Annotated in this window: 23 protein-coding genes; 11 read left to right on the forward strand and 12 right to left on the reverse strand. The window is 61.2% G+C overall.

Features of this window, described 5'->3' with window-relative positions; all coding sequences use genetic code 11:
* Positions 1-191: 191 nt before the first annotated feature.
* From NE851_RS03480 to NE851_RS03495, 4 genes are all read right to left on the reverse strand, one after another.
* On the reverse strand, positions 192-365 hold the full coding sequence (locus NE851_RS03480; RefSeq protein WP_164735898.1) for a hypothetical protein: 174 nt from the start codon (positions 363-365) through the stop codon (positions 192-194).
* 9 nt (positions 366-374) lie between these two features.
* The gene (locus tag NE851_RS03485) at positions 375-557 is read right to left on the reverse strand and encodes a hypothetical protein (protein WP_047614894.1); all 183 of its coding nucleotides are present in this window, start codon (positions 555-557) and stop codon (positions 375-377) included.
* 137 nt (positions 558-694) lie between these two features.
* Positions 695-949, reverse strand: a complete 255-nt coding sequence (locus NE851_RS03490) for a DUF2934 domain-containing protein (protein ID WP_047612891.1) — start codon at positions 947-949, stop codon at positions 695-697.
* 142 nt (positions 950-1091) lie between these two features.
* Complete coding sequence (locus tag NE851_RS03495; protein WP_063476256.1) at positions 1092-1733, reverse strand: UdgX family uracil-DNA binding protein; 642 nt, start codon at positions 1731-1733, stop codon at positions 1092-1094.
* A gap of 211 nt (positions 1734-1944) precedes the next feature.
* On the opposite strand from NE851_RS03495, the gene NE851_RS03500 reads away from it, so the two are divergent.
* Complete coding sequence (locus NE851_RS03500; protein WP_063476255.1) at positions 1945-3408, forward strand: phospholipase D-like domain-containing protein; 1464 nt, start codon at positions 1945-1947, stop codon at positions 3406-3408.
* A 186-nt stretch (positions 3409-3594) separates the two neighbouring features.
* Positions 3595-4410, forward strand: coding sequence for an endonuclease/exonuclease/phosphatase family protein (locus tag NE851_RS03505; RefSeq protein ID WP_047612893.1), 816 nt, complete (start codon positions 3595-3597; stop codon positions 4408-4410).
* Positions 4411-4464: 54 nt separating this feature from the next.
* Here the strand turns inward: NE851_RS03505 and NE851_RS03510 are convergent, their stop codons facing one another.
* Together NE851_RS03510 and NE851_RS03515 are read right to left on the reverse strand one after the other, a co-directional pair.
* Complete coding sequence (locus NE851_RS03510) at positions 4465-5040, reverse strand: hypothetical protein (protein ID WP_097622838.1); 576 nt, start codon at positions 5038-5040, stop codon at positions 4465-4467.
* Positions 5041-5329: 289 nt separating this feature from the next.
* Positions 5330-6955: a carboxylesterase/lipase family protein gene (locus NE851_RS03515; protein ID WP_047612899.1), complete on the reverse strand. Its 1626-nt coding sequence runs from the start codon at positions 6953-6955 to the stop codon at positions 5330-5332.
* 255 nt (positions 6956-7210) lie between these two features.
* Here NE851_RS03515 and NE851_RS03520 point away from each other — a divergent pair, with 255 nt between their 5' ends.
* From NE851_RS03520 to pepT, 8 genes are all read left to right on the forward strand, one after another.
* A complete protein-coding gene (locus NE851_RS03520) occupies positions 7211-7933 on the forward strand; it encodes a FadR/GntR family transcriptional regulator (protein ID WP_047612905.1) in 723 nt (240 codons plus the stop codon).
* Positions 7930-9102, forward strand: a complete 1173-nt coding sequence (locus tag NE851_RS03525; RefSeq protein WP_097622717.1) for a PLP-dependent transferase — start codon at positions 7930-7932, stop codon at positions 9100-9102. Before NE851_RS03520 ends, NE851_RS03525 begins: the two co-directional genes overlap by 4 nt.
* A gap of 35 nt (positions 9103-9137) precedes the next feature.
* The gene (locus NE851_RS03530; protein ID WP_183844795.1) at positions 9138-10397 is read left to right on the forward strand and encodes an ABC transporter substrate-binding protein; all 1260 of its coding nucleotides are present in this window, start codon (positions 9138-9140) and stop codon (positions 10395-10397) included.
* A 97-nt stretch (positions 10398-10494) separates the two neighbouring features.
* Complete coding sequence (locus NE851_RS03535) at positions 10495-11430, forward strand: carbohydrate ABC transporter permease (RefSeq protein ID WP_183844796.1); 936 nt, start codon at positions 10495-10497, stop codon at positions 11428-11430.
* 4 nt (positions 11431-11434) lie between these two features.
* Complete coding sequence (locus tag NE851_RS03540) at positions 11435-12265, forward strand: carbohydrate ABC transporter permease (protein WP_047613474.1); 831 nt, start codon at positions 11435-11437, stop codon at positions 12263-12265.
* Between the two features lie 5 nt (positions 12266-12270).
* A complete protein-coding gene (locus NE851_RS03545; protein ID WP_047612917.1) occupies positions 12271-13329 on the forward strand; it encodes an ABC transporter ATP-binding protein in 1059 nt (352 codons plus the stop codon).
* Positions 13330-13399: 70 nt separating this feature from the next.
* The gene (locus NE851_RS03550; protein ID WP_097543461.1) at positions 13400-14152 is read left to right on the forward strand and encodes a metallophosphoesterase; all 753 of its coding nucleotides are present in this window, start codon (positions 13400-13402) and stop codon (positions 14150-14152) included.
* A 101-nt stretch (positions 14153-14253) separates the two neighbouring features.
* A complete protein-coding gene (gene pepT / locus NE851_RS03555; RefSeq protein ID WP_183844797.1) occupies positions 14254-15486 on the forward strand; it encodes a peptidase T in 1233 nt (410 codons plus the stop codon).
* 125 nt (positions 15487-15611) lie between these two features.
* Here the strand turns inward: pepT and NE851_RS03560 are convergent, their stop codons facing one another.
* The 5 genes from NE851_RS03560 to NE851_RS03580 form a co-directional block, all read right to left on the reverse strand.
* Positions 15612-16460 (reverse strand): cell wall hydrolase, encoded by an 849-nt coding sequence (locus NE851_RS03560; protein ID WP_047612926.1) that lies wholly within the window; start codon positions 16458-16460, stop codon positions 15612-15614.
* 252 nt (positions 16461-16712) lie between these two features.
* Positions 16713-17753 carry a sulfate/molybdate ABC transporter ATP-binding protein gene (locus NE851_RS03565; RefSeq protein ID WP_047612928.1) on the reverse strand — a complete coding sequence of 347 codons (1041 nt, stop codon included), beginning with the start codon at positions 17751-17753 and terminating at the stop codon, positions 16713-16715.
* Positions 17754-17763: 10 nt separating this feature from the next.
* Positions 17764-18636: a sulfate ABC transporter permease subunit CysW gene (cysW, locus tag NE851_RS03570; RefSeq protein ID WP_047612930.1), complete on the reverse strand. Its 873-nt coding sequence runs from the start codon at positions 18634-18636 to the stop codon at positions 17764-17766.
* Positions 18626-19483 carry a sulfate ABC transporter permease subunit CysT gene (gene cysT, locus NE851_RS03575; RefSeq protein ID WP_047612932.1) on the reverse strand — a complete coding sequence of 286 codons (858 nt, stop codon included), beginning with the start codon at positions 19481-19483 and terminating at the stop codon, positions 18626-18628. Before cysT ends, cysW begins: the two co-directional genes overlap by 11 nt.
* Before the next feature lie 8 nt (positions 19484-19491).
* Positions 19492-20517, reverse strand: coding sequence for a sulfate ABC transporter substrate-binding protein (locus NE851_RS03580; protein ID WP_047612933.1), 1026 nt, complete (start codon positions 20515-20517; stop codon positions 19492-19494).
* A gap of 361 nt (positions 20518-20878) precedes the next feature.
* On the opposite strand from NE851_RS03580, the gene NE851_RS03585 reads away from it, so the two are divergent.
* Positions 20879-21895 carry a porin gene (locus NE851_RS03585; protein WP_028756382.1) on the forward strand — a complete coding sequence of 339 codons (1017 nt, stop codon included), beginning with the start codon at positions 20879-20881 and terminating at the stop codon, positions 21893-21895.
* Between the two features lie 50 nt (positions 21896-21945).
* Here NE851_RS03585 and NE851_RS03590 read toward each other — a convergent pair whose 3' ends face one another.
* Positions 21946-22401 (reverse strand): PTS sugar transporter subunit IIA, encoded by a 456-nt coding sequence (locus tag NE851_RS03590; protein ID WP_047614905.1) that lies wholly within the window; start codon positions 22399-22401, stop codon positions 21946-21948.
* Positions 22402-22419: the final 18 nt, after the last annotated feature.

Consider the following 22419-nt stretch of genomic DNA (forward strand, 5'->3'; position numbering starts at 1 on the left):
TGCGCCGGAGTGATTGGCCACCTCGGGGTTCAGCCTGCCAAACCCTCAACATAGAGGCTTGCGATAGGAGGGAAAGGGCGCGGTCGAAATATCCTTAACCCAGAGCTTCGTGCGTCCTTTCGGACGCGCAAAGGGCGATGCGCCAGGGCGTTCAACAGTGTAAGCGGTCTGCGGACATGGCCTGCAAGCGGTTATTTTCGGTAGAGTTTTTGCGATGCAGCGAAGGCGCGGCCGATATAGACGGAGACCAGTTGCACCGGCGCGCGCGGATCACGGAAAACCAGTCCGACGAGATTGTCGACGACGAGGATGAAACCCAGCGCGACACCGAGATAGAGCAGCGCGGCGATGACGAGGAGCGACATCTCCATCCCTCACACAATCGCGGTGAACGCGCGGCTGGTGGCCGCCAAAAGCCGAACGGAAAGGATTTCGATATGGCCGTTATTCATGGCGACTTCCCCGGTTTCGCCATAAACAGCCATTCTATGTTGTTGTTCCCGATTATCGGGGCCAGCGCTCAATTTTCTTGAAAGCCTCAAAGCTTGCAGCGTCATCCGGCCTCTGTTCACCCCCGCGTGGAAGCCACCTCTAAAATTCGATAAAGCACAACTAATTCAGGCATATGACAAAAGGGGTCCAAGGGCGTCGTGACGACGCCCTCTTCTAATCGACATGTTCGGTATTCCAGTGGTCAGGACGCCGTCTTGCGGCTCGCAGTCCGTTTTGGTGCCGGTGTCACGACGCCGTTCGTCTTGCTGCCCGCCACCGTGCGCTTCGCCTTGGGCTTGACTTCCTTGCCGTCGGAAGACGCCGCAGAACCCTCGAGCGCTTCGCGCTCGTAGCGTGCCTGTTCCCAATGGATGGAATCTCGCCCTGTCGGATAACCCTCTTCTTCCCAGAGGGCGTATGCACGTTTTTTGATCCACTCGTCTCGAGTTTCTGCCATCGCTGATCTCCAGTCACATGATGCCGTCGTTCGAACGCGATACTGCTGAGATGGTTCCAGAGGAGAGGAACTCTTTCAAGCGAAATCGCTCTGCACGCTGGAATATTTCGCGTTGCAGCATATTAGGGTTGAGAATCGGCCTTCACGAGGACTGAAACTCCACCGCCTTGTGCAGATCTGACACGAAATCCAGGTGCTGCCGGCGCTGGTCCGCCTCGTCGCGGATGCGCAACAGATAGGAAGGGTGGATGGTGACCAGAACGGGCGGACCATTTGTCGGCTGCAGAATATGGCCGCGCTGCGGTGTCAGCTTCACCTTCGGCCCGAGCAGCGCATAAAGCGCGCTTGCGCCGAGCGTCACGACGAGCTTCGGCTGCAGGATGTTGATCTCTGCGCCGAGCCACCATGCGCAACGCCTGATCTCGCCGGCATTCGGTTTTGCATGCAGCCGCCGCTTGCCGCGCGGCGTGAACTTGAAGTGCTTGACGGCATTGGTGACATAGCAGCGCCGGCGGTCGAGACCGGCCTCATCAAGACAGCGATCGAGCAGCCGGCCGGCGGGACCGACAAAGGGCCTGCCGGTCAGATCCTCCTGATCGCCCGGCTGCTCGCCGACCAGGGCGATCTCGGCTTTGCCGGGGCCTTCGCCGAAGACGATTTGCGTGGCATTCCTGTAGAGATCACAACGGGTGCAGCCTTCGGCCTGATGCCGGAGTTCGGCAATGCCTGTCGCCTCCGCGACTTCGAGTGTCAGGGCGGGACCGACGTTTGCAACTATGTTCATGATGGCGATCCTCATCTCGACGAGATCAATCGATCTGTGCCGGGATTGTTCCCGTTCGGGAATTGGGAGCGGGCTTTCCAAATCTGCTGACCCATTCCGGGACTTTCGCGATCGGTTCCCGGCCGGCAAACGATCACGGCGAAAAATTTCGCGTCATGGGAGAGCCGCCCTGCGATTGAACGTCGCCGTTTCGCGGCTATATTTGCCAGCGATGTTCTATCTCTTGTCGACCTACTGGCCGCATATCCTCTTTGTCGTTTCGATCGCCATGGGGGCCGCGGCGGCGATCCATGCCGCCATGACCAAGGAGGAAGTGCGCGCCGCGATCGGTTGGGTCGGCGTCATCATCCTGTCTCCGATCATCGGTGCGCTGCTCTACGCGATTGCCGGCATCAACCGCATCCGCCGCAAATCGCTGAGCATCCGCCGCGACGCGCTGCTTCTTGCGGCCGAATTCGATGAGCTGGAGACATTCGATGCCGAGGCCGAGACGGTGATCAGCCAGTTCGGGCGCCGCTTCGCGGCGCTTCAGAGGCTCGGCGACCGGGTGACGCGCAATCCGCTGACCTCCGGCAATACGATCGACATGCTGGAGACCGGTGACGAGGCCTATGCGGCGATGAAGACCAGCATCGACGAGGCGACGCGCAGCATCCTGCTCGAAACCTATATCTTCGACCGCGACGTGATCGGCCTTCGGATCGCCGACGCGCTGATTGCAGCGGTCAGTCGCGGCGTGGAGGTCCGGGTGCTGATCGACGCGGTCGGTGCGCGGTATTCGGTGCCGAGCATTCTCGGCCATCTCCGCGAGGGCGGCGTCACCGTCGCCGTCTTCAACGGCAACGTCATCATGGGTTTGCGGCTGCCCTATGCCAATCTGCGCACCCACCGTAAGATCCTCATCGTCGACGGGAAAATTGCGCTGACAGGCGGGATGAACATCCGGGCGGGTTTCAGCGAGGAGGCGACGGGAGAGAGCTTCGCCCACGATACGCATTTCAGCGTCACCGGCCCTGTTGTCGCCGACCTTTTCGACCTCGCCGCCGAAGACTGGCGCTTCTCGACTCAGGAGCTGTTGAACGACGAACCCTGGCGCATCGAACCGCCAGAGCGCAGTCCCGGCGATCCCATCCTGATGCGTGTCGTCGCCTCCGGCCCGGACCGCAGCGTCGAGACCAACCACAAGATGCTGACCGGCGCATTTTCCGTGGCGCGCCAGTCGATCCGCATCATGTCGCCCTATTTCCTGCCGGACCGCGAACTCATCAGCGCGCTGGTGACGGCGGCGCGGCGCGGGGTCGAAGTCGATATCATCGTGCCTGCGGTCAACAATCTCGTGCTGGTCGATCGGGCGATGACGGCGCAATTCGATCAGATCCTCAAGAATTATTGCCGAATCTGGCGCTCGACCGGCAGCTTCAGCCATTCGAAGCTGCTGACGATCGACGGCACCTGGGCCTATGTCGGCTCTTCCAATCTCGACCCGCGCTCGCTGCGGCTGAATTTCGAGGTCGATCTTGAAGTGCTGAACGAAGGTTTCGCTGCCGAGATCGACGAGCATATCGAGGAAACCTTGAAATCGGCGACGCTGGTGACGCTTGAGGGGCTGCAGGCGCGGCCCTTTGCGGTGCGGCTGCTCGAAAAGGTGCTATGGCTGGGTTCGCCCTATCTCTAATGCATGTCGCTCAAAACTGTGCGGCGGTTTTGGGAGGACGGCATGCATAAAATCAAAATCTGGCGCGTCGCATGAATTATCGTCGACGCAACGCGCTTTTTTGTCATCGGACATGGCAAGTTCCGCTCGGCCGCCTATACTGCGGAGTGAGTAGCCTTTTGATCAACGGAACAAGTGCGCCTGCCGATGCACGCCAGAAAAGATAGCCTTCCCGCCAGCATTCTCGCCTCGATCAGGAGCAGGAAAAAGCGGCTCGACGCAGCCCAAACGGAGGCAAGGCCGCGCAGTGCGGGAACGCTGATCGCCTCCTACAACGTGCATAAATGCGTCGGGACCGACCGGCGCTTCGATCCGGAGCGCACCAGCCGGGTGATCCATGAAATCGGCGCCGACGTGATCGCCCTGCAGGAGGCCGATACGCGCTTCGGCGAGCGCACCGGCCTTCTCGATCTCGGCCGGCTGGAGCGGGAGACGGGACTGATCCCGGTGCCGGTTGCCGGCATGGCCAAGGCGCATGGCTGGCACGGCAACGTCGTGCTCTTCAAGAAGGGGTTGGTGCACGACGTGCACCAGGTCAAACTGCCGGGGCTGGAGCCGCGCGGCGCCCTCGTCGCCGAAATCGAGCTGGAGCAGGGCGGGGTGCTGCGCATCATCGCCGCGCATTTCGGCCTGCTGCGTCATAACAGAGCCCAGCAGGCCCGCACACTGGTCGAGCTTATCAATGACAGGCACGAAATGCCGACCATCCTGCTCGGCGACCTCAACGAATGGCGACTGGGCGACCGCTCCTCGCTCAACACCTTTCAATCCGCCTTCGGAGAGCTGCCGCCGGCCGTGCCGAGCTTTCCCGCCGGTCTGCCGCTTCTGGCGCTCGACCGCATCATCGCCAACCGCAAGGGGATTATTTCAGAGGTGGAAGCGCATGATACGCCGCTGGCGCGCATCGCCTCCGACCACCTGCCGATCAAGGCGCTGATCGATCTGGAGCCGGTGGGCGGTTAAAAACTCCATCGACTGAGACGTCATCGGAGCGGCTCGATGGATCGCCGAGTGCTCTCACTTCGGGCGGAACAGCCGCGTGAGACGGCGAAACCGCTGAGCCCACAATTGCGGATCGATCTTTTCCGATGAGGATGGTGCGGTCAATCGCTCAATGCGAGGCAAGAGAAACGCAGCCCAATCGTCAAGATCGCTTTTGCTGAAATAAGGCAGCCATACGTCGGAGGGGGCCTCCCATTGTCGTGGATTTGCTCGAGCCAGATCGCCGAGCTTGACCAATATCATTTGGCCGTTGCCTCCGACGACTTCGATCTCCGGGTCGGGATCGGGCCTGGGAAGACGCGCGATGATGCTTTCTTCCAGAGCTTTTCCAATTCTTCGATCCGCCTCGTCGAGGCGACCAAGTATTCTTGTGTCACCGGCTGGGCCGGAGCCCTCTGTCATGTTGATCGTAAATTTGGCACCCATAATGCTGTTCGAATATTGGGATACCTGCAGCCAGCAAACCCTTCCGTCCCGGGCAAAGCTGCACCTGCCCGCGTTCTGGGATTCCCAGCCGAACTCCCGAAATCTCGGAGCCAGCAGCGAGCGCATATGTCGGTGAAAATCTCTGCTTTTCAGGTAGTCGCGCATGCCTTTGTCCCAGGGGTATGCCTCGCGCTGGAGCATCTCACGGCATGCTCGAAGGCACAACGGACGCTTGTGTCGTCGCAAGCGTCTGTCAGCACGCGTATCTGAAAATATTCAGAACCGAAAGGGATGGCGTCTGCGATTTTCGATCGGCCGCGGCTGGGAGGTCGCTGGGTCAGGTCCCGGATCGGCGGCCTGAAGACGGCTGATGTTGGCGAAGGCGCATTTGTTGCGAGCTGGCGCCGGCCGGTCGATGTCAGCCGGCGCCGTATGTCCTGTCGTGCAATTGGCGCTAGAGAGCGCCCGCCGCCTGCAGCAGCTTGCGATCGAGATCGACTGCCACGCGGGACTCGTTGTCGAGAACCATGGTCGCCGGCTTGTCGGTTGTGTAGGCCGGCCAGTCGGGCAGACCATCGGCGCTCGGCTTGCCGTTGCGGGCGAAATTCACCCAGGCCTGGCTCACCTTCCTGGACAGCGCGAGGGCGTCGCTGCCACCGCCGGTCGACGTCTTGACCAGGGCGGCGTTGGCAAACACGTAGGGCAGTTCCGCACAATGCCAGGCCATGGCAATCCCATCGAGGACTGGTGACTCGTAGGCGAACATGTAGGAGTAGACCGGAGCCCCGTTCTGCTTCGCCTTCAGGTCGAGATCACGGATGGCGCCCGGCCGGAAGCGCAGATCCAGGAAATAGGCGTCGGCGATCCTCTTTTCGGGGTAGGCGGCCATGAATGCCTTGCCGACCGCCTCGGCCTTATCGGCGAAGCGCTCCTTCAGCTTGGCCTCAGACTTCGCACCGTCCCAGCCGTTCTTATTGTCGGCAAGCAGCTCGCCCGCCTTGTGAGTGATGACCGTCTCGAATTCATTGAGGGTGTTGCCGACCATCAGCGGAATGTCCTTGGCCTGATCGACCCACTCTGTTCCGACAGGATTCGCTGGAATGTAGTCGCCGTCCTGAACGGGCGCATAGCGGGCGTCCTTCGCGCCCTGGGCGGTCGCGTCCTTGATGGCCTTGTCGGCTGCGGCAAGGAGATCGTAGTAGTCGACGTCGGCAAGCTTGTCGATTTCCTCAGCCTTCAGACCGAGGTTGGCGAGCGTCAGTTCGGCCACCTTCCGCGAGGACGCCTGATCGACGACCGAATCGGTCCGCGAGCCGCTCTGGACGATCGCCTTCTGAAAGAGGCCCTTCGCCGAAGGCGTCCCCATCAGGGCGCGCACCTTGTAGCCGCCGCCGGACTGGCCGAAAATCGTCACATTGCCGGGATCGCCGCCAAAGGCTTCGGCGTTGTCGTGGACCCATTTCAGCGCAGCGACGAGATCGGTGATGCTGGCATTGCCCGACCGTTTGTACTTCTCGCCATAGGCGGAAAGATCGAGGAAGCCGAGCGCGTTGAGCCGGTGGTTGAGGGTGACGACGACAACATCGCCGTCCTTGCTCAGATTGTGGCCGTCATACGAGGTCAGCTCGATACCGGAGCCGTTGGTGAATCCGCCTCCATGAATCCAGACCATGACCGGCCGCTTTTTGCCGTCCTTGATCGCTGGCGTCCAGATGTTCAGGAACTGGCAGGCTTCGCTCATCGGCAGATAGCGGTGCGGATTGAAGAGTTCGTCGCCCGCCACTTCCTTCATTCGGGGGATGAAGCAGTTCTCGCCGTAGGTGACAGCCGGACGGATGCCTTTCCAGGGCGCCACCTCTTCGGCCGGCATGAAGCGGTCGGCACGTGCATAGGGGACGCCGAGATAACTGTAGATTCCATCATCGAGTGCGCCGACGAGATTGCCCTTGTTGGTTTCGACGACCGTCTTGCTCTGCGAGGCAACAAACTCTTCGGCGAGAGCCGGCGCGCCGACAATGGGAGCTGTCATCGCCGACAGCGCAAACAGCACAGCATAACGAGGTAACAATATGCTTTTCATCAACTTTTCCTCTTGTCGTTGATTTCGATTTTTCAAAAGCCCGACGGCCGCCGTCCCCGGCCGTCGGTGACTAACTAGGTCAGAGCGGACGATTGTCAGGGCCATGTCAGATGGTTGTTGAAGAGGGATCACACGGGAGAGTTGGACAGTTCTTCTTTGCCGAAAATCACTGCTTGACGTCTTTCGCTCTTTGAGAAATGCTAAGATGTCAGACCAATTTCACGCGCTGACTGCCTGATAAGAAAATGGGGAACCATGAAGGCAAATCGTAGCGACAGGCCGGTGATCCGGCCGCTTCCGGTCATGGACCGCGCGCGTCAGGTGACTGATGCGCTGGCGGATTATGTCGAGGAGGCACGGTTGCAGGCGGGTGACCGTCTGCCGGCCGAGCGGGAGCTGATGGCAGCCCTTGCCGTCGGCCGTTCGACCATTCGCGAGGCGATCCGCCATTTCCAGGCGCTCGGCGTCATCGAGACGCGCAAGGGCAGCGGCACCTATCTGTTGAAGCCGGTTTCCCGGGCGACGATCCATATGCCGCTGTCGTTCGACGCGGTGCATCTGCGCGACGCGCTGCTGCAGACGCTGGAGGTCCGCCGCGGCATCGAATGCGAGGCGGGCATGGTCGCGGCGCGGCGGCGCACAGCAAGGGATCTCGTCGTTATCGAGGAAAAGCTCGATGAAATGGAGCGGGTGCATTTGGAGAAAGGCACCTCCGGGCCGGAGGATCTGGCCTTCCACCTCGCCGTTTACGACGCCACCCACAATCCGCTGTTTCGCCAGCTGCTCGAGCAGATGCGCGAGACCTTCGAGCGCTTCTGGGAACATCCGTTCGACCGGCAGGATTTTGCCCGCCGGTCCTTTCCCTTTCACCGCACGCTTTTCAACGCGATCGCTGCCGGGGATCCCGAGGCGGCGCGTCTGGAAACATTGAAAATTCTCGACATCGTCGAAGAAGACATCAAGGAAATGTCCAAATGAGCAACGGCGCAGAACCGTTCGACCTTGCCTCCCTCATTACGGCGCACGACGAAGGCAATTTCGCCGAAGCCGTCGTGCCGCCGATTTTCCAGACCTCGCTTTTCACCTTTGCCGATTATGACGAGATGATCGCCTCCTATCGCGGCGAGAAGGTGCGGCCGATCTATACGCGCGGGCTGAATCCGACGGTGCGCGCTTTCGAGGAAATGCTGGCCAAGCTCGAAGGAGCGGAAGATGCGCTGGGTTTTGCCAGCGGCATGGCGGCGATCTCGTCGGCGGTGCTGAGCTTCGTCGAGCCGGGCGACCGCATCGTCGCCGTCAAGCATGTCTATCCCGATGCCTTCCGTCTGTTCGGCACCATCCTGAAGCGGATGAAGATCGAGGTGACCTATGTCGACGGCCGCGACGAGGAAGCCGTCGCCAGGGCGCTGCCCGGCGCCAAGGTCCTGTATCTGGAAAGCCCGACGAGTTGGGTGATGGAGGCGCATGATGTCGGCGCGCTTGCCGCGCTCGCCAGGCAACACGGCGTCGTCTCGATGATCGATAACAGCTGGGCGAGCCCGTTCTTCCAGCGGCCGCTGACGCTCGGCGTCGATCTGGTCATCCATTCGGCTTCCAAATATCTCGGCGGCCACAGCGATGTGGTGGCGGGCGTCATCGCCGGCTCGAAGGCGATGATTGCGCGCGTCAAGGCCGAGGCCTATCCTTATCTCGGCGGCAAGCTTTCGCCGTTCGACGCCTGGCTATTGATCCGCGGCCTGCGCACGCTGCCGCTGCGCATGAAGGCCCACGAGGCATCGGCGCTTGAAATCGCCAGGCGCCTGCAGAAGCTCGATGTGGTGGAGACGGTCTGCCATCCCGGGCTCGCCAACCGTCTGCCCGCCGGCCTCAACGGCACCTCGGGCCTGTTTTCGTTCATCTTCCGCGAAGGCGTCGATATCCGCGCCTTCGCCGATCACCTCAAGCTCTTCAAACTGGGTGTGAGCTGGGGTGGACATGAAAGCCTGATCGTACCGGGCGAGGTGGTGCTTCAGCAGAAGGCACAGCCGAATTCCGCACATGCCTTCGGCATCCATGCGCGATCCGTACGCCTCCATGTCGGCCTCGAAGGAACCGAGGCTCTGTGGAGGGACATCGAGGAGGCGCTCGCCGCCGCCTCATTATCCTGAAACCTGAGAGAAACCTAACAAGGGGGAACTGAGCCATGAAAAAACTAATAATCTCAACGCTCTTTGCTTCGATGATGGCGGGCACGGCCTTTGCCGATACGACGCTGAAGCTTGTCGAAGTCATCACCAGCCCGGAGCGCACCGAAACGCTGAAATCGATCGTCGGCAAGTTCGAAGCCGCCAATCCCGGCACGAAGGTCGACATCATCTCGCTGCCCTGGAACGAAGCGTTCCAGAAGTTCGCGACCATGGTATCGGCCGGCGACGTGCCCGATGTGATGGAAATGCCCGATACCTGGCTGTCGCTCTATGCCAATAACGGCATGCTCGAGAGCCTGGAGCCCTACCTCGAAAAGTGGGAGCACACCAAGGAGCTGACGCCGCGCGCGCTCGAACTCGGCCGCGACGTCAAGAACACCGCCTATATGCTGCCCTACGGCTTCTATCTCAGGGCGATGTTCTACAACAAGAAGCTGCTTTCGGAAGCCGGTGTGGCCGCGCCACCGAAGACGCTGGAAGAATTCACCGCCGCTTCGGAAAAGGTTTCCAAGCTCCCCGGCAAATACGGTTACTGCATGCGCGGCGGACCGGGCGGTCTCAACGGCTGGATGATCTTCGCCGCCACGATGGCCGGTTCGAACAAGTACTTCAACGACGACGGCACCTCGACGATGAACAGCCCCGGTTGGGCCAAGGGCATCGAATGGATGGTCGATCTCTACAAGAAGGGCTATGCGCCGAAGGATAGCGTCAACTGGGGCTTCAACGAAGTCGTCGCCGGTTTCTATTCCGGCACCTGCGCGTTCCTCGATCAGGATCCGGATGCGCTGATCGCCATTGCCGAACGCATGAAAAAAGAAGATTTCGGCGTCATGCCGCTGCCGAAGGGTCCCGACGGCAAGTCCTTCCCGACGATCGGCTATGGCGGCTGGTCGATGTTTTCAACCAGCGGCAACAAGGATCTCTCCTGGAAGCTGATCGCCACCCTTGAAGGGCCGGAAGGCAATATCGAGTGGAACAAGCGCATCGGCGCCCTGCCGGCCTATACCGCGGCCGAGAAGGATCCCTTCTATGCCGGTGACCAGTTCAAGGGCTGGTTCGAGGAACTGGCGGACCCGAACACGGTGCCCACAGTCATGCCGACCTACCTCGAGGAGTTCGCCTTCTTCAAGGATTCGCTGGCGATCAAGACTTCGCAGCAGGCCTTGCTCGGCGATATCTCGGCGAAGGATCTGGCCGATCAGTGGGCGGACTACCTCACCAAGGCGCAGCAGAAGTTCCTCGCTAAGAAGTAAGCGACGGACCGACGGCGGCGGCTGCAGAACAGGCCGCCGCCGCTTCTTTTTATGACGCAGACGGCGCAAGAACGCCGCGAACGGGAACCCTTGGCTGATGACCATTTCCGCCGATACGCTCAACATGCGTCGCGACCGCAGGCCATGGCTGCGTCGCGTTGCCGATGCTTCGGAGCCCTATCTCTACAGCGCGCCGTCGCTGATCCTGATCATCGCGGTGATGCTGGTGCCGCTGACGGTCGGTGTTTCCTATGCCTTCCGCGATATCCAGCTGCTCAATCCGTTTTCCGGCGGCTTCGTCGGGCTCGATCATTTCCGCGAGCTTGCCGGGGATGCCGCCTTCTATGGGGCGTTGCGGAACACGCTCTGGTGGACCGGCGCCTCCGTCGTCCTGCAGTTCGTCTTCGGGCTGATCCTGGCGCTGCTGCTCGACAAGCCGTTTAAGGGCCGGGCAATCGCGCAGGCATTGGTCTTCCTGCCCTGGGCCGTGCCGTCCTTCCTCGCCGGCCTCAACTGGGCCTGGCTGTTCAATCCCGTCATCGGGCCGATCCCGCACTGGCTCTTCGCCCTTGGGCTGATGCATGAGCCGGGCAATATCCTCTCCGATCCCAATTATGCGATGTGGGGGCCGATTGCCGCCAATGTCTGGTGGGGCATTCCCTTCTTCGCCATCACGCTGCTTGCCGCCCTGCAGGCGATCCCGCGCGATCTCTATGAGGCGGCGTCGATCGACGGCGCCGGCTGGTTCCAGCGCTTCCGCTCGATCACCCTGCCGTTTCTGGCGCCGACGATCGCCATCACCGTACTGCTGCGCACCGTCTGGATTTCCAATTTCGCCGATCTCATCGTCGTCATGACCAATGGCGGGCCGGCGGATCGCACACAGATCGTCGCCAGCTACATCTTCACCACGGCCTTCCGGCGGCTCGATTTCGGTTATGCCTCGGCGATCGCGCTGGTGCTGCTCGTGCTGCTGCTTGCCTATTCGATGCTGATCATCCTGCTTCGGCAGACGCTGCTGAACAAGGATTGAGATGATGAGACGATCCGTCATTCCGACCATCGCACACCGCCTGGCGATCCTCTGCTACATCGCCTTCGCGCTCTTTCCATTGTTCTGGCTGCTCAAGGTTTCGGTGACGCCGAACGACCTGCTCTATACCGAAGGTGTGCGCATGTGGCCGTCGCGCACGACATGGGATCACTATGCCTTCGTGCTGGAGCACAGCGCCTTTCCGACCTTCTTCAAGAACAGCTTGATCGTCTCGACCGCGACGGCGGTGACCGTGACGATCTGCGCCTCGCTGTCCGGCTACGCGCTGTCGCGCTTCAATTTCCGGGCAAAATACTGGATCGTCGCCCTGATGCTGCTGACCCAGATGTTCCCGCTGGTCATGCTGGTGGCGCCGATCTTCAAGATCCTGTCGCCCTTGCATCTGACCAACAGTCTGACCGGGCTCGTCATCGTCTACACTGCCTTCAACGTGCCTTTCGCCACCTTCCTGATGCAGTCCTTCTTCGACGGCATTCCGAGAGATCTCGAAGAGGCGGCGATGATCGACGGGGCGACGCAGTTCACGGCGTTTCGTCAGATCATCCTGCCGCTGACGCTGCCGGGCATCGCCGCCACGCTCGGCTTCGTCTTCACCGCCGCCTGGAGCGAACTGCTCTTCGCGCTGATGCTGATCAACGGCAATGACGCGGCGACCTTCCCCGTCGGCCTGCTCACCTTCGTTTCGAAATTCTCGGTGGATTTCGGGCAGATGATGGCGGCGGGCATCATGGCGCTCATTCCGGCCGGCCTCTTCTTCCTGCTCATCCAGCGCTATCTCGTCCAGGGCCTGACGGCCGGCGCGGTCAAGGGTTAAACAAAATGGCATCGATCGATATCCGGAATATCCGCAAAGCCTATGGCCACGTGCAGGTGCTGCACGGCGTCGAGCTCGAAATCCAGGATGGCGAATTCGTCGTGCTCGTCGGCCCGTCCGGCTGCGGCAAGTCCACGCTGCTGCGCATGATCGCCGGGCTGGAGGATGTCACATCAGGCGAGATCCGCATCGCCGGCACCAGGGTGAACGAGCTGCATCCCAAGGATCGCGACATCGCCATGGTGTTCCAGTCCTATGCGCTTTATCCGCATATGAACGTCGCCGGCAATATGAGCTATAGCCTCAAGCTCCGGAAGGTGGCGAAGGAGAAAATCACCAGCGCCGTGGCCGCGGCCGCCGCCAAGCTCGGCCTCGATCCGCTGCTCGAGCGAAGGCCGAAGGCGCTTTCCGGCGGCCAGCGCCAGCGCGTCGCCATGGGTCGCGCGATCGTGCGTCAGCCGAAGGCCTTCCTGTTCGACGAACCGCTGTCCAATCTCGATGCCCGCCTGCGCGAACAGATGCGCGCCGAGATCAAGAAACTGCACGGCGACCTGAAGGCGACCTCGATCTACGTGACCCACGACCAGATCGAGGCAATGACCCTGGCGGACCGGATCGTCGCCATGCATGGCGGGGTGGTCCAGCAGGTTGGCAGTCCGCTCGAACTCTACGACCGCCCCGCCAATCTCTTCGTTGCCGGCTTCATCGGTTCGCCGGGGATGAACTTCCTCGAGGCCACCTATGATGCCGGCGGCGTGAGGCTGAAGGACGGCACGATCGTGCCGCTTGCAAAGCCTTTGCCGCTTGCCGACGGGGCAAAGGTGACGCTCGGCATCCGGCCGGAGCATGTAGTGATGAGCAACGGCGGCGCGGGCCTTGCCACGGATGTGGAACTCGTCGAACCCACAGGCTTCGGCATCATCCTGCACCTTTCCCTGCATGGCCTGCCGTTCAAGATCTTCACGCTGAACCGCGAAGCGCTGAAGGCCGGCCCGAAGGTCAACGTCGCCTTCCCGGCGCAATATCTGCATGTGTTCGACGACGAGGGAAAACGCGTCGATTGAAAGGTTAAGGCCGGTAGCCCGATGCTGTCGGTTTCGGCATGCTGTCTCCGGCAGAGATGGGAGGCACGATATGCTCGTCGCGCAGATATCCGATATCCATGCCAGGCCGGACCTTTCGTCGCTCCAGACGCTGGAGCGAGCAATCGGCTGGCTGAGGATGTTCCGCCCGGATGCGCTTGTTGTCACCGGAGATCTGGTGGACGACGGATGGCGGCAAGGCTATCGCCTGGTCGCCGAATGCCTGCGGTCGCTGGACTGCCCTGTCCACCTGTTGCCGGGCAACGGTGACGATGTGCGATTGATGCGGTCCGAACTTGCTGCCGTTGGCACGTGGATCAACGCGACGGGCCCGATGCACTTCCGGACAGCCGTCGATGGCCTGACTCTCTTCGGGGTCGATCTGACCGTCGCCGGTCAGAGCTACGGCGACGTCCTGCCGCATCTGCCGTGGCTGATGAGCGTGTTTGCCGACGTGACGATGCCCTCCCTTCTGTTCATGCATCAGCCGCCATTTAGGATTGGCATCGAGGCGCTGGACCAGGTCGGATGCAGGAACGGCAGTGCGCTTCTCGGCTGCCTCGAGACGATGCACAAGCTGCCGCTGGCGATTCTCTGCGGCCATGTCCACCGCCCCGCGTTTGGTCTTTTGGGATCGATCCCTGTCCAGACCTGCGGCTCCCTCTGCCCGCCCAATCCGCTTCTGCTGGAAGGCCGGCCCGATCTTTCGGTGATCGACGCTCCGTCCTTTCTCATGCATGAGGTCAGCGACGGCAGGTTGGTTTCGCACGTGGTCTCGGTTCCGGCATCCGACATGGGCGTATGAAAGGATTGCATGGTCATTCCTCACGTGCCGCGCGGAAAAATCTTTTGCCGCATCGCCCATGAGGGCTATATCCTTCGCGTGCTCTTGCTGGATTGGATGCCATGACCGACACTGTTCTCGACCGCTTTCTCCGCTATGTCGTCATCGACACGCAATCCGATCCTTCCTCGTCGACGCAGCCGACCACCGGCAAGCAGAAGGACCTCGGACGGGTTCTGGTCGAGGAGCTGCTGAAGATCGGTCTTGCGGACGCACATCTCGACGAACACGGCTATGTCTATGCGACCATCCCGGCCAATAGCGACAAGACGGTTCCGGTCATTTGTTTCTGCTCGCATATGGATACGGCGCCCGATTTCAGCGGCACTGGCGTCAAGCCGCAGATCGTCAGAAATTATGCGGGTGGGGATATCAGGCTTGCCGGCGACACCAGCCGGGTGATCCGCGTCAGCGATCATCCCGAACTGAAGAACCAGATCGGCAACGACATCGTCACCACCGATGGCACGACATTGCTCGGCGCCGACGACAAGGCCGGACTGGCGGAGATCATGGCCGCCGCCCAGATCCTCGTCGACAATCCCGATATCAGGCACGGGACGATCAAGATCCTGTTCACACCAGACGAGGAAGTCGGGCGCGGCGTCAACAAGGTCGACCTGAAGAAGCTCGGTGCCGACTTCGCCTATACGATGGACGGCGAGACATCAGGCCATATCGAGGACGAGACCTTCTCGGCCGATGGCGTCGAGATCGGCATATCCGGCGTGGCGATCCATCCCGGCTTCGCCAAGGACCGCATGGAAAACGCCATCAAGATCGCCGGCGCTATCATCGACCGGCTGCCTAGGGATGTCGCGCCTGAGACCACCGAGGGGAAGCAGGGCTTCATTCATCCCACAGGGGTGACCGGCTCGATGGAGAAGGCGACGCTCAGTCTGATCATCCGCGACTTCACCGACAAGGGGCTGGTGGAAAAGGAAACCATGCTCGAAGCCATCGTCAAAGACGTGATGTCAGCCTATCCGGGCTCGACCTATCGGTTCGAGGTGAAGGAGCAGTATCGCAACATGAAGGTGGTGCTCGACCGTCACCCGGAGATCGTCGACAACGCTGTCGAGGCGGTGCGCCGGGCGGGCATGACGCCGGTGCGCGGCAGCATCCGCGGCGGCACGGATGGCTCGCGCCTTTCCTTCATGGGATTGCCGTGCCCGAACATCTTCGCCGGCGGCCATGCTTTTCACTCGCCGCTCGAATGGGTGAGCCGGCAGGACATGGAAAAGGCCGTTAAGACGATCGTGGAACTGGCGAAGGTCTGGGAAGAGCGCGCCTAAAGCTTCTTGCCTCCAGCGCATCGGCGCGAAAATCGGAATCGATTTTTGAAAGCACGATGCGAGCGGTGAAAGTGTCAGTGCGTCCTTTGTGCGTCCGAAAGGACGCACGGCGCTATGGGCAGTTCTCAAATGGCGGGTTTAGCGACATTCGCCGGCAGGCTTTCGCGCAGCATCACGCTGTCATAGGCCGGGCGGGGAATGGGGATCGCAATCGGCATTCCCGGCTCGGGCTCGATTGACGGTGCCGGCGCCGGTGCCGGAGAAGTCACCGGCGCCGTGATCTGCATCGATGCCGTGCTCGCCGTGGCCATGGGGTCGGGAGCCGGGAGAGGAACGGGAACGGCCGAGGGTATCAGTGCCTCGAATTGCGGCGGCAGCATGCTTTCGCCAGGCACATAATTCATTGCCACCTCGTAGGAGGGCAGCGGCGGCGGCGTTTCAAGCATGCCGTTGGAATCGCGCTTCTCGTAGAAGGCGTTGCCGCCGGCGACCGTCACATAATGCATGTTGTCGTAGGGGAATTTCAGCCCTTCGGTGTGGAAGAACATCGCATCCTTCACCGCAGGATGGCGCGCGCCCTTGATAAGGATCGCATCCGCCGCGCTGGCAAGCTCCGTTTCCGCTTGCGGCTTGACTTCGCGAGTCATCACGCCGGGCGCGAACTGCCTTTTCTGGGCCACGATACCGCAGATGGACGTGGGATAGGCGCCTGAGGTGAGCCTGTTCATGACAACGGTCCCGACGGCCATGTAGCCGTCCTCATCGGAATGCTGCGATTCGAAATACATGGCGCGCTGCAGGCACTCGCGATCCTTGGCCGTGTAATTGAAGGTGACCTTTGCGGTTTGAACCTGCTTCGTCGTGGTCTTCGCCGCCGTTGCCGCCGGTTTCGATGTCGTCGTGCAGCCCGCGGCTGCCAGCCCTACGAACAAAATCCCGATCAGGGATTTTCCAAAGGAAATCTCCGCCCTCAACGCCAGGTGCCTCCTATCGGGATTAGTCCAGCCCTTTATGATTAACGCGCAAAATCTTTTACTCGTCATATGACTGAAATACAAACAACCTTAGATCACAAAAAGCCTGAAGGACTCTCGCCATGTGCGACTTCGGCGATGAGCCCTGATGCCGCCTGCTGCATAATTCCTGAAAATTAAGGAATTATGCAGCAACTCAAAAGGTTACAGCGCCGTTTGCGCGGCCTAAAAAGACGCGCGGAATAATCTCCATCAACTGCGGAACAACTTCCAGCGGGTCGGCTTGAAGGCCACGCGGTTGCGGTCGAGTCTTTCCGCCTCGCTCGGCGGCAGCTCGATCTCGATATGCGGGCGGTCGTTGCCGATATCGAGTTCGATATGGCGGGTGCCGGCCACGCGGCGGCTGGAGACCGGCTGGCCGGCGATGCAGTTTTCAGCTGATTCGCAGAGCCTGACGTCATGCGGGCGGAAGTAGAGCTGCGCCGCGCCATCCGGTTCGCCCTCGGCATTGAGGCCGAGCGAGCGGCCGTCGAAGCGGATGTCGCCGTCCGATATCTCGACCTGCAGGCAGTTCGACTGGCCGATGAAGCCGAAGACGAAGGGAGAATTCGGATTGTCGTAGACCTGGTCCGGCGTGCCGACCTGTTCGATCGCCCCCTGGCTCATGACGACGACGCGGTCGGCAAGCTCCAGCGCCTCGTCCTGGTCGTGGGTGACGAAGACGGTGGTGTGTCCGGTGCGGTCGTGGATCTCGCGCAGCCACTTGCGCAGGTCCTTGCGCACCTGGGCGTCGAGCGCGCCGAAGGGTTCGTCGAGCAGCAGCACGTTCGGCTCGACGGCCATGGCGCGGGCCAGCGCCACGCGCTGGCGCTGGCCGCCGGAAAGCTGGGCCGGATAGCGTTTCTCAAGGCCGGAAAGCTGCACGAGTTCGAGCAGTTCCAGCGCCCGCCGGCGGATGTCGGCCTTCGGCGGTCGCCGCGCACCGCTTCTGACCTTCAGGCCGAAGGAGACGTTTTCGAGCACCGTCATGTAGCGGAACAGAGCGTAATGCTGGAAGACGAAGCCGATATTGCGCTGCTGCACCGATTTCTTCGAGGCATCTTCGTCGCCGAAGAAGATCAGTCCCTCGGTCGGGCTTTCCAGGCCGGCGATCAGGCGCAGCAATGTCGTCTTGCCGGAGCCCGAAGGGCCGAGCAGTGCGATCAGCTCGCCGGAGCGGATGTCGAGCGAGACATCGTGCAGCGCCGGAAAACGATCGAATTCCTTGCGAATGTTTTGAACGCGTACTTCCATTCCAAATCCTTCAGTGCCGCCGGCTGGCGGCGATTTCAGCGCTATAGCGCATTTCCAGCAGCGTCTTCAAAACAAGAGTCACGAGCGCGAGCAAGGCCAAAAGCGTGGCGACGGCAAAAGCACCGGTGAAATTATACTCGTTGTAGAGAATCTCCACCTGCAGCGGCATGGTGTTCGTCTGGCCGCGGATGTGGCCCGACACCACCGAGACGGCGCCGAATTCGCCCATGGCGCGGGCGTTGCAGAGCAGCACGCCGTAGAGCAGGCCCCATTTGATATTCGGTAGCGTCACGTACCAGAAGGTCTGCCAGCCGCTGGCGCCGAGCGAAAGGGCTGCCTCCTCGTCGGCAGTTCCCTGTTCCTGCATCAACGGGATCAGTTCGCGGGCGACGAAGGGGAAGGTGACGAACATCGTCGCGAGGATCAATCCCGGCACCGCAAATAGGATCTTGATGTCGTGCGCGCTGAACCACTGGCCAAGCCAGGTGCTGGACCCGAACAGCAGAACGAAGACCAGACCCGATATGACGGGCGACACCGAGAAGGGCAGGTCGATCAGCGTCGTCAGGAAGGCCTTGCCCTTGAACTCGAACTTGGCGATCGCCCAGGCGGCGGCAACCCCGAAGATGAGGTTGAGCGGCACGCTGACGCCGGCAACGATCAGCGTCAGGCGAATCGCCGAGAAGGTCTCGGTATCGGCGAGCGCCTGGAAGAAGGGGGCAGGCCCCTTGCGGAAGGCCTCGACGAAGACGGCTGCAAGCGGCAGAAGCAGGATCAGCAGCAGGAAGATCAGCGAGATGGCGATCAGGGTGAAGCGCGCGATCCTGTTTTCGGTGGTCACCGAACGCAGCTTCGCGGGTTGAACGGTCGCATCAAGCGCCATAGCCGTACCTCCGCCTGCTCCAGCTCTGGATGAGGTTGATGACGAGCAGCATGGCGAACGAGATCACCAGCATGATTGCCGCAATGCCGGTCGCTGCCGCGTAATTATACTCTTCGAGTTTGATGATGATCAGCAGCGGCGCGATCTCCGATTTGAACGGCAGGTTGCCGGCGATGAAGATCACCGAGCCGTATTCGCCGACGCCGCGGGCAAAGGCGAGCGCGAAGCCGGTGAGCACGGCAGGCGCCAGCCCCGGCAGCAACACGCGGAAAATCGTCTGGAAGCGGTTGGCGCCGAGCGTTGCTGCGGCTTCCTCCACTTCCTTGTCGATTTCCTCCATGACCGGCTGCACGGTGCGCACCACGAAGGGCAGGCCGACGAAGATCAGCGCCACGACGATGCCGGCCGGCGTAAAGGCGATCTTGATACCGAGCGGCGTCAGAAACTGGCCGACCCAGCCATTCGGCGCATAGAGCGCCGCCAATGCGATGCCGGCGACGGCGGTCGGCAGCGCGAAGGGCAGGTCGACCATGGCATCGATGACGCGCTTGCCGGGGAAACGGTAGCGCACCAGCACCCAGGCAAGGATGATGCCAAAGATGGCGTTGATGGTCGCGGCGATGAAGGCGCTGCCGAAGCTGATGCGCAGCGCGTTCAATATGCGCTGATCGAACGCGATCGACCAGAATTGCTCCCAGCCGAGGGCGCTCGACCGGACGGCAAGGCCCGAGAGCGGGATGAGGATCAGAAGGGTGAGCCAGGTCAAGGTAAGGCCGAGCGCCATTCCGAAACCCGGAATGACGCTCGGCCGCTTGAACCGCCACCGCGTGGGGCTATGTGCTTTCATGAAGTCTATTATTGGGCCGGCTTGTAGATTTGGTCAAATACGCCGCCGTCGCCGAAGAATTTCGGCTGTGCGTCCTTCCAGCCGCCGAAGTCGTCGATGGTCGCCAGCGTCAGCTTCGGGAAGCGGGCGATGTCGGCCGGATCGGCGGCTTCAGGCTTGATCGGCCGGTAGAAGTGCTTGGCGGCGATCTTCTGGCCTTCGTCCGAATAGAGGTAGTTGAGATAGGCTTCGGCGACCTTGCGCGTGCCCTTCTTGTCGACATTGCCGTCGACGACGGCGACCGGCGGGTCGGCGCGGATGGAGAAGGCCGGCGTTACGATCTCGAACTGGTCGGGACCGAGCTCTTCAAGCGAAAGATAGGCTTCGTTTTCCCAGGCGAGCAGCACGTCGCCGAGGCCGCGCTGGACGAAGGTGGTCGTCGCGCCGCGGGCGCCGGTATCGAGAACCGGAACGTGCTGTAGCAGTTTCGTCACATATTCCTGCGCCTTGGCGTCGTCGCCGCCATTCGCCTGCTTGGCCCATGCCCAGGCGGCCAGGAAGTTCCAGCGGGCGCCGCCCGAGGTCTTCGGGTTCGGGGTGATGACCTGCACGTCGTCCTTGATCAGGTCGCCCCAATCCTTGATGCCCTTCGGGTTGCCCTTGCGGACCAGGAAGACGATCGTCGACGTATAGGGCGTTGAATTGTTGGGCAGTTTGGACTTCCAGTCGGCCGGGATCTTGCCGGTCTTCTTGGCGATGGCGTCGATATCGCCTTCGAGGGCCAGGGTGACCACGTCTGCGTCGAGGCCGTCGATGACGGAGCGGGCCTGCGCGCCGGAGCCGCCATGCGATGCCTGGATCGTCACGGTTTCACCGGTGTCCTTCTGCCACTTGGCGGCAAAGGCGGCGTTGAAATCCTTATACAATTCGCGGGTCGGATCGTAGGAAACGTTAAGAAGCGTCTGATCCGCGAATGCAGGAGCGATGCTCCCGATTGCGAAGCTGCCTGCCATGACCGCGGCTGCGATGAGCCGGGTGAGCCGTTGTGTCTGCATTGGGGAACCCTCCGTGTTTGTGCCTAAACACTATCAAGTCAGTCGTATAATGAAACGAAGGTTCTTCCGGTTCCGGCACTGCCGTTAGAATGTCATTCCATTTAAGGGGCAATTTGGAAATGGACGTGCCGAAGTTGGCCGCGGCCAATGGGGTCAGCTACGGCCGTGCGGCAGGACCGTGTTTTTTTCGCCACAGTTCCTCCACGAAAACGACATGGTCCGGCAGATTTTTGCCTGGATTTTGCCGCGATGACACTTGCGGATTCCTATATGGCCTCCGTGCGGTCGTATTCACCGGCCGCTACGCGGGGGCAACCCTTGAAGTGCGCCTCGCATTCCAAACCTGTTAGGGCCATTCAAAATGAATATCAGAACTATGCTTTTTGCCTCCGTTGCCGCCCTTGCCGCGGCCTCCGGAGCCCGCGCAGCCGACGCCATCGTGGCGGCGGAACCCGAGCCCGTGGAATATGTTCGCGTTTGCGACGCCTATGGGACCGGCTATTTTTATATTCCGGGGACGGAAACATGCCTTTCGATCGGCGGTTACATCCGTACCGAAGTGCGCTTCGGTGACGACATAGCCGGCGATTCCGACGTAAACTTCTGGACTCGCGGTCAGGTCACCTTCCAGGCCAAGAACGACACCGAGTACGGTACGCTCACCGGCGTCATCACCCTGCGTTACAATGTCGACAATGCCTCCGACCAGGAAGCTTTGCTTGACGAAGGTTATCTCGACATCGCCGGCTTCCGCGTCGGTAAGCTGTACAGCTGGTGGGATGACGACATGAGCGGCGAGACCGATACGCTCGCCAGCAACGAGACGACCCATAACTCGATCCGTTATCAGTACGAGTCCGGCGCTTTCGCGGCCGGCATCTCGGTCGACGAGCTGGAAGACGACTACGCCACCAAGCCGGGCGAAGGCCCGAACAACTTCGGTGTCGCAGGCCAGGTCTCCTACAAGGCCGGCGCCATCAGCGCCTACCTGCTTGCCGGTTATGACACCGACACCAGCGAAGTCGCTGTCCGCGGCATCGTCTATGCCGATATCGGCCCTGGCACGCTCGGCATTGCCGGCGTATGGGCGAGCGGCGCCAACTACTACTACGAAGAGTCCGAATGGACGATCGCAGCAGAATACGCCCTGAAGATCAACGACAAGTGGTCGGTCACCCCCGGCTTCCAGTACTTCGAAAACATCGCTCTCGAAGCTGACGGCAATGGCTTCACCGGCGGCAGCGCCTACACCACAGGTGTCACGATCGACTACCAGATTGTCGAAGACCTGCGTTCGAAGCTCAGCGTGCAATATCACGATGAGGACGAAGGCGACGACGAAGTGTTCGGCTTCCTGCGCTTCCAGCGCGACTTCTAAAATCGTCTGATTGCAGACAAATGGGGCGCGACCTTCGGGCCGCGCCTTTTTCACACCCGGGAATCGGCGATGAAATCGGAATAGAATTCGTCGACCGTCCTTGCCTTGCGCATGGCGGCAAGCACGCCGTCCGATTGCAGCCGCCTGGCGATGGCGGACAGCACGTTCAAATATTCGCCGCGATTGTTTTCCCCGAAGAGCAGCACGACGGCGATGTCCGTCGCAATATCGTCGATCGCTTCGAAATCCAGCGGCTGGGCGAAGCGGAGGAGAAGGCCGCGCGGGCTGGTCATGCCGTCGATCGCCGCATGGGGAATGGCGATGCCGTTGCCGATGCCGGTGGAGCCGAGCTTTTCACGCGCTTCGAGCGCCTTCAGGATGGCCTGGCCGTCGATGGAAAAAGCCTTTGCCGCCTTGTCCGCGATGGTCTGCAGCGCACGCCATTTGGTCGGCGCCGACACGCCGATGAAGGTGTGTTCCGGCCGGATGATGTTGGGAAGATTCATGTCATTCTCAATGCTGTT

The organism is Rhizobium anhuiense bv. trifolii, from assembly GCF_024346605.1.
Classification (GTDB): Bacteria; Pseudomonadota; Alphaproteobacteria; order Rhizobiales; family Rhizobiaceae; genus Rhizobium; species Rhizobium anhuiense.

What these genes read in the sequence shown, in the direction of transcription:
- NE851_RS03480 (WP_164735898.1), bottom strand. Translation starts at nt 365, where the DNA reads ATGTCGCTCCTCGTCATCGCCGCGCTGCTCTATCTCGGTGTCGCGCTG.
- NE851_RS03485 (WP_047614894.1), bottom strand. Translation starts at nt 557, where the DNA reads ATGACGCTGCAAGCTTTGAGGCTTTCAAGAAAATTGAGCGCTGGCCCC.
- NE851_RS03490 (WP_047612891.1), bottom strand. Translation starts at nt 949, where the DNA reads ATGGCAGAAACTCGAGACGAGTGGATCAAAAAACGTGCATACGCCCTC.
- NE851_RS03495 (WP_063476256.1), bottom strand. Translation starts at nt 1,733, where the DNA reads ATGAACATAGTTGCAAACGTCGGTCCCGCCCTGACACTCGAAGTCGCG.
- NE851_RS03500 (WP_063476255.1), top strand. Translation starts at nt 1,945, where the DNA reads ATGTTCTATCTCTTGTCGACCTACTGGCCGCATATCCTCTTTGTCGTT.
- NE851_RS03505 (WP_047612893.1), top strand. Translation starts at nt 3,595, where the DNA reads ATGCACGCCAGAAAAGATAGCCTTCCCGCCAGCATTCTCGCCTCGATC.
- NE851_RS03510 (WP_097622838.1), bottom strand. Translation starts at nt 5,040, where the DNA reads ATGCGCGACTACCTGAAAAGCAGAGATTTTCACCGACATATGCGCTCG.
- NE851_RS03515 (WP_047612899.1), bottom strand. Translation starts at nt 6,955, where the DNA reads ATGAAAAGCATATTGTTACCTCGTTATGCTGTGCTGTTTGCGCTGTCG.
- NE851_RS03520 (WP_047612905.1), top strand. Translation starts at nt 7,211, where the DNA reads ATGAAGGCAAATCGTAGCGACAGGCCGGTGATCCGGCCGCTTCCGGTC.
- NE851_RS03525 (WP_097622717.1), top strand. Translation starts at nt 7,930, where the DNA reads ATGAGCAACGGCGCAGAACCGTTCGACCTTGCCTCCCTCATTACGGCG.
- NE851_RS03530 (WP_183844795.1), top strand. Translation starts at nt 9,138, where the DNA reads ATGAAAAAACTAATAATCTCAACGCTCTTTGCTTCGATGATGGCGGGC.
- NE851_RS03535 (WP_183844796.1), top strand. Translation starts at nt 10,495, where the DNA reads ATGACCATTTCCGCCGATACGCTCAACATGCGTCGCGACCGCAGGCCA.
- NE851_RS03540 (WP_047613474.1), top strand. Translation starts at nt 11,435, where the DNA reads ATGAGACGATCCGTCATTCCGACCATCGCACACCGCCTGGCGATCCTC.
- NE851_RS03545 (WP_047612917.1), top strand. Translation starts at nt 12,271, where the DNA reads ATGGCATCGATCGATATCCGGAATATCCGCAAAGCCTATGGCCACGTG.
- NE851_RS03550 (WP_097543461.1), top strand. Translation starts at nt 13,400, where the DNA reads ATGCTCGTCGCGCAGATATCCGATATCCATGCCAGGCCGGACCTTTCG.
- pepT (WP_183844797.1), top strand. Translation starts at nt 14,254, where the DNA reads ATGACCGACACTGTTCTCGACCGCTTTCTCCGCTATGTCGTCATCGAC.
- NE851_RS03565 (WP_047612928.1), bottom strand. Translation starts at nt 17,753, where the DNA reads ATGGAAGTACGCGTTCAAAACATTCGCAAGGAATTCGATCGTTTTCCG.
- cysW (WP_047612930.1), bottom strand. Translation starts at nt 18,636, where the DNA reads ATGGCGCTTGATGCGACCGTTCAACCCGCGAAGCTGCGTTCGGTGACC.
- cysT (WP_047612932.1), bottom strand. Translation starts at nt 19,483, where the DNA reads ATGAAAGCACATAGCCCCACGCGGTGGCGGTTCAAGCGGCCGAGCGTC.
- NE851_RS03580 (WP_047612933.1), bottom strand. Translation starts at nt 20,517, where the DNA reads ATGCAGACACAACGGCTCACCCGGCTCATCGCAGCCGCGGTCATGGCA.
- NE851_RS03585 (WP_028756382.1), top strand. Translation starts at nt 20,879, where the DNA reads ATGAATATCAGAACTATGCTTTTTGCCTCCGTTGCCGCCCTTGCCGCG.
- NE851_RS03590 (WP_047614905.1), bottom strand. Translation starts at nt 22,401, where the DNA reads ATGAATCTTCCCAACATCATCCGGCCGGAACACACCTTCATCGGCGTG.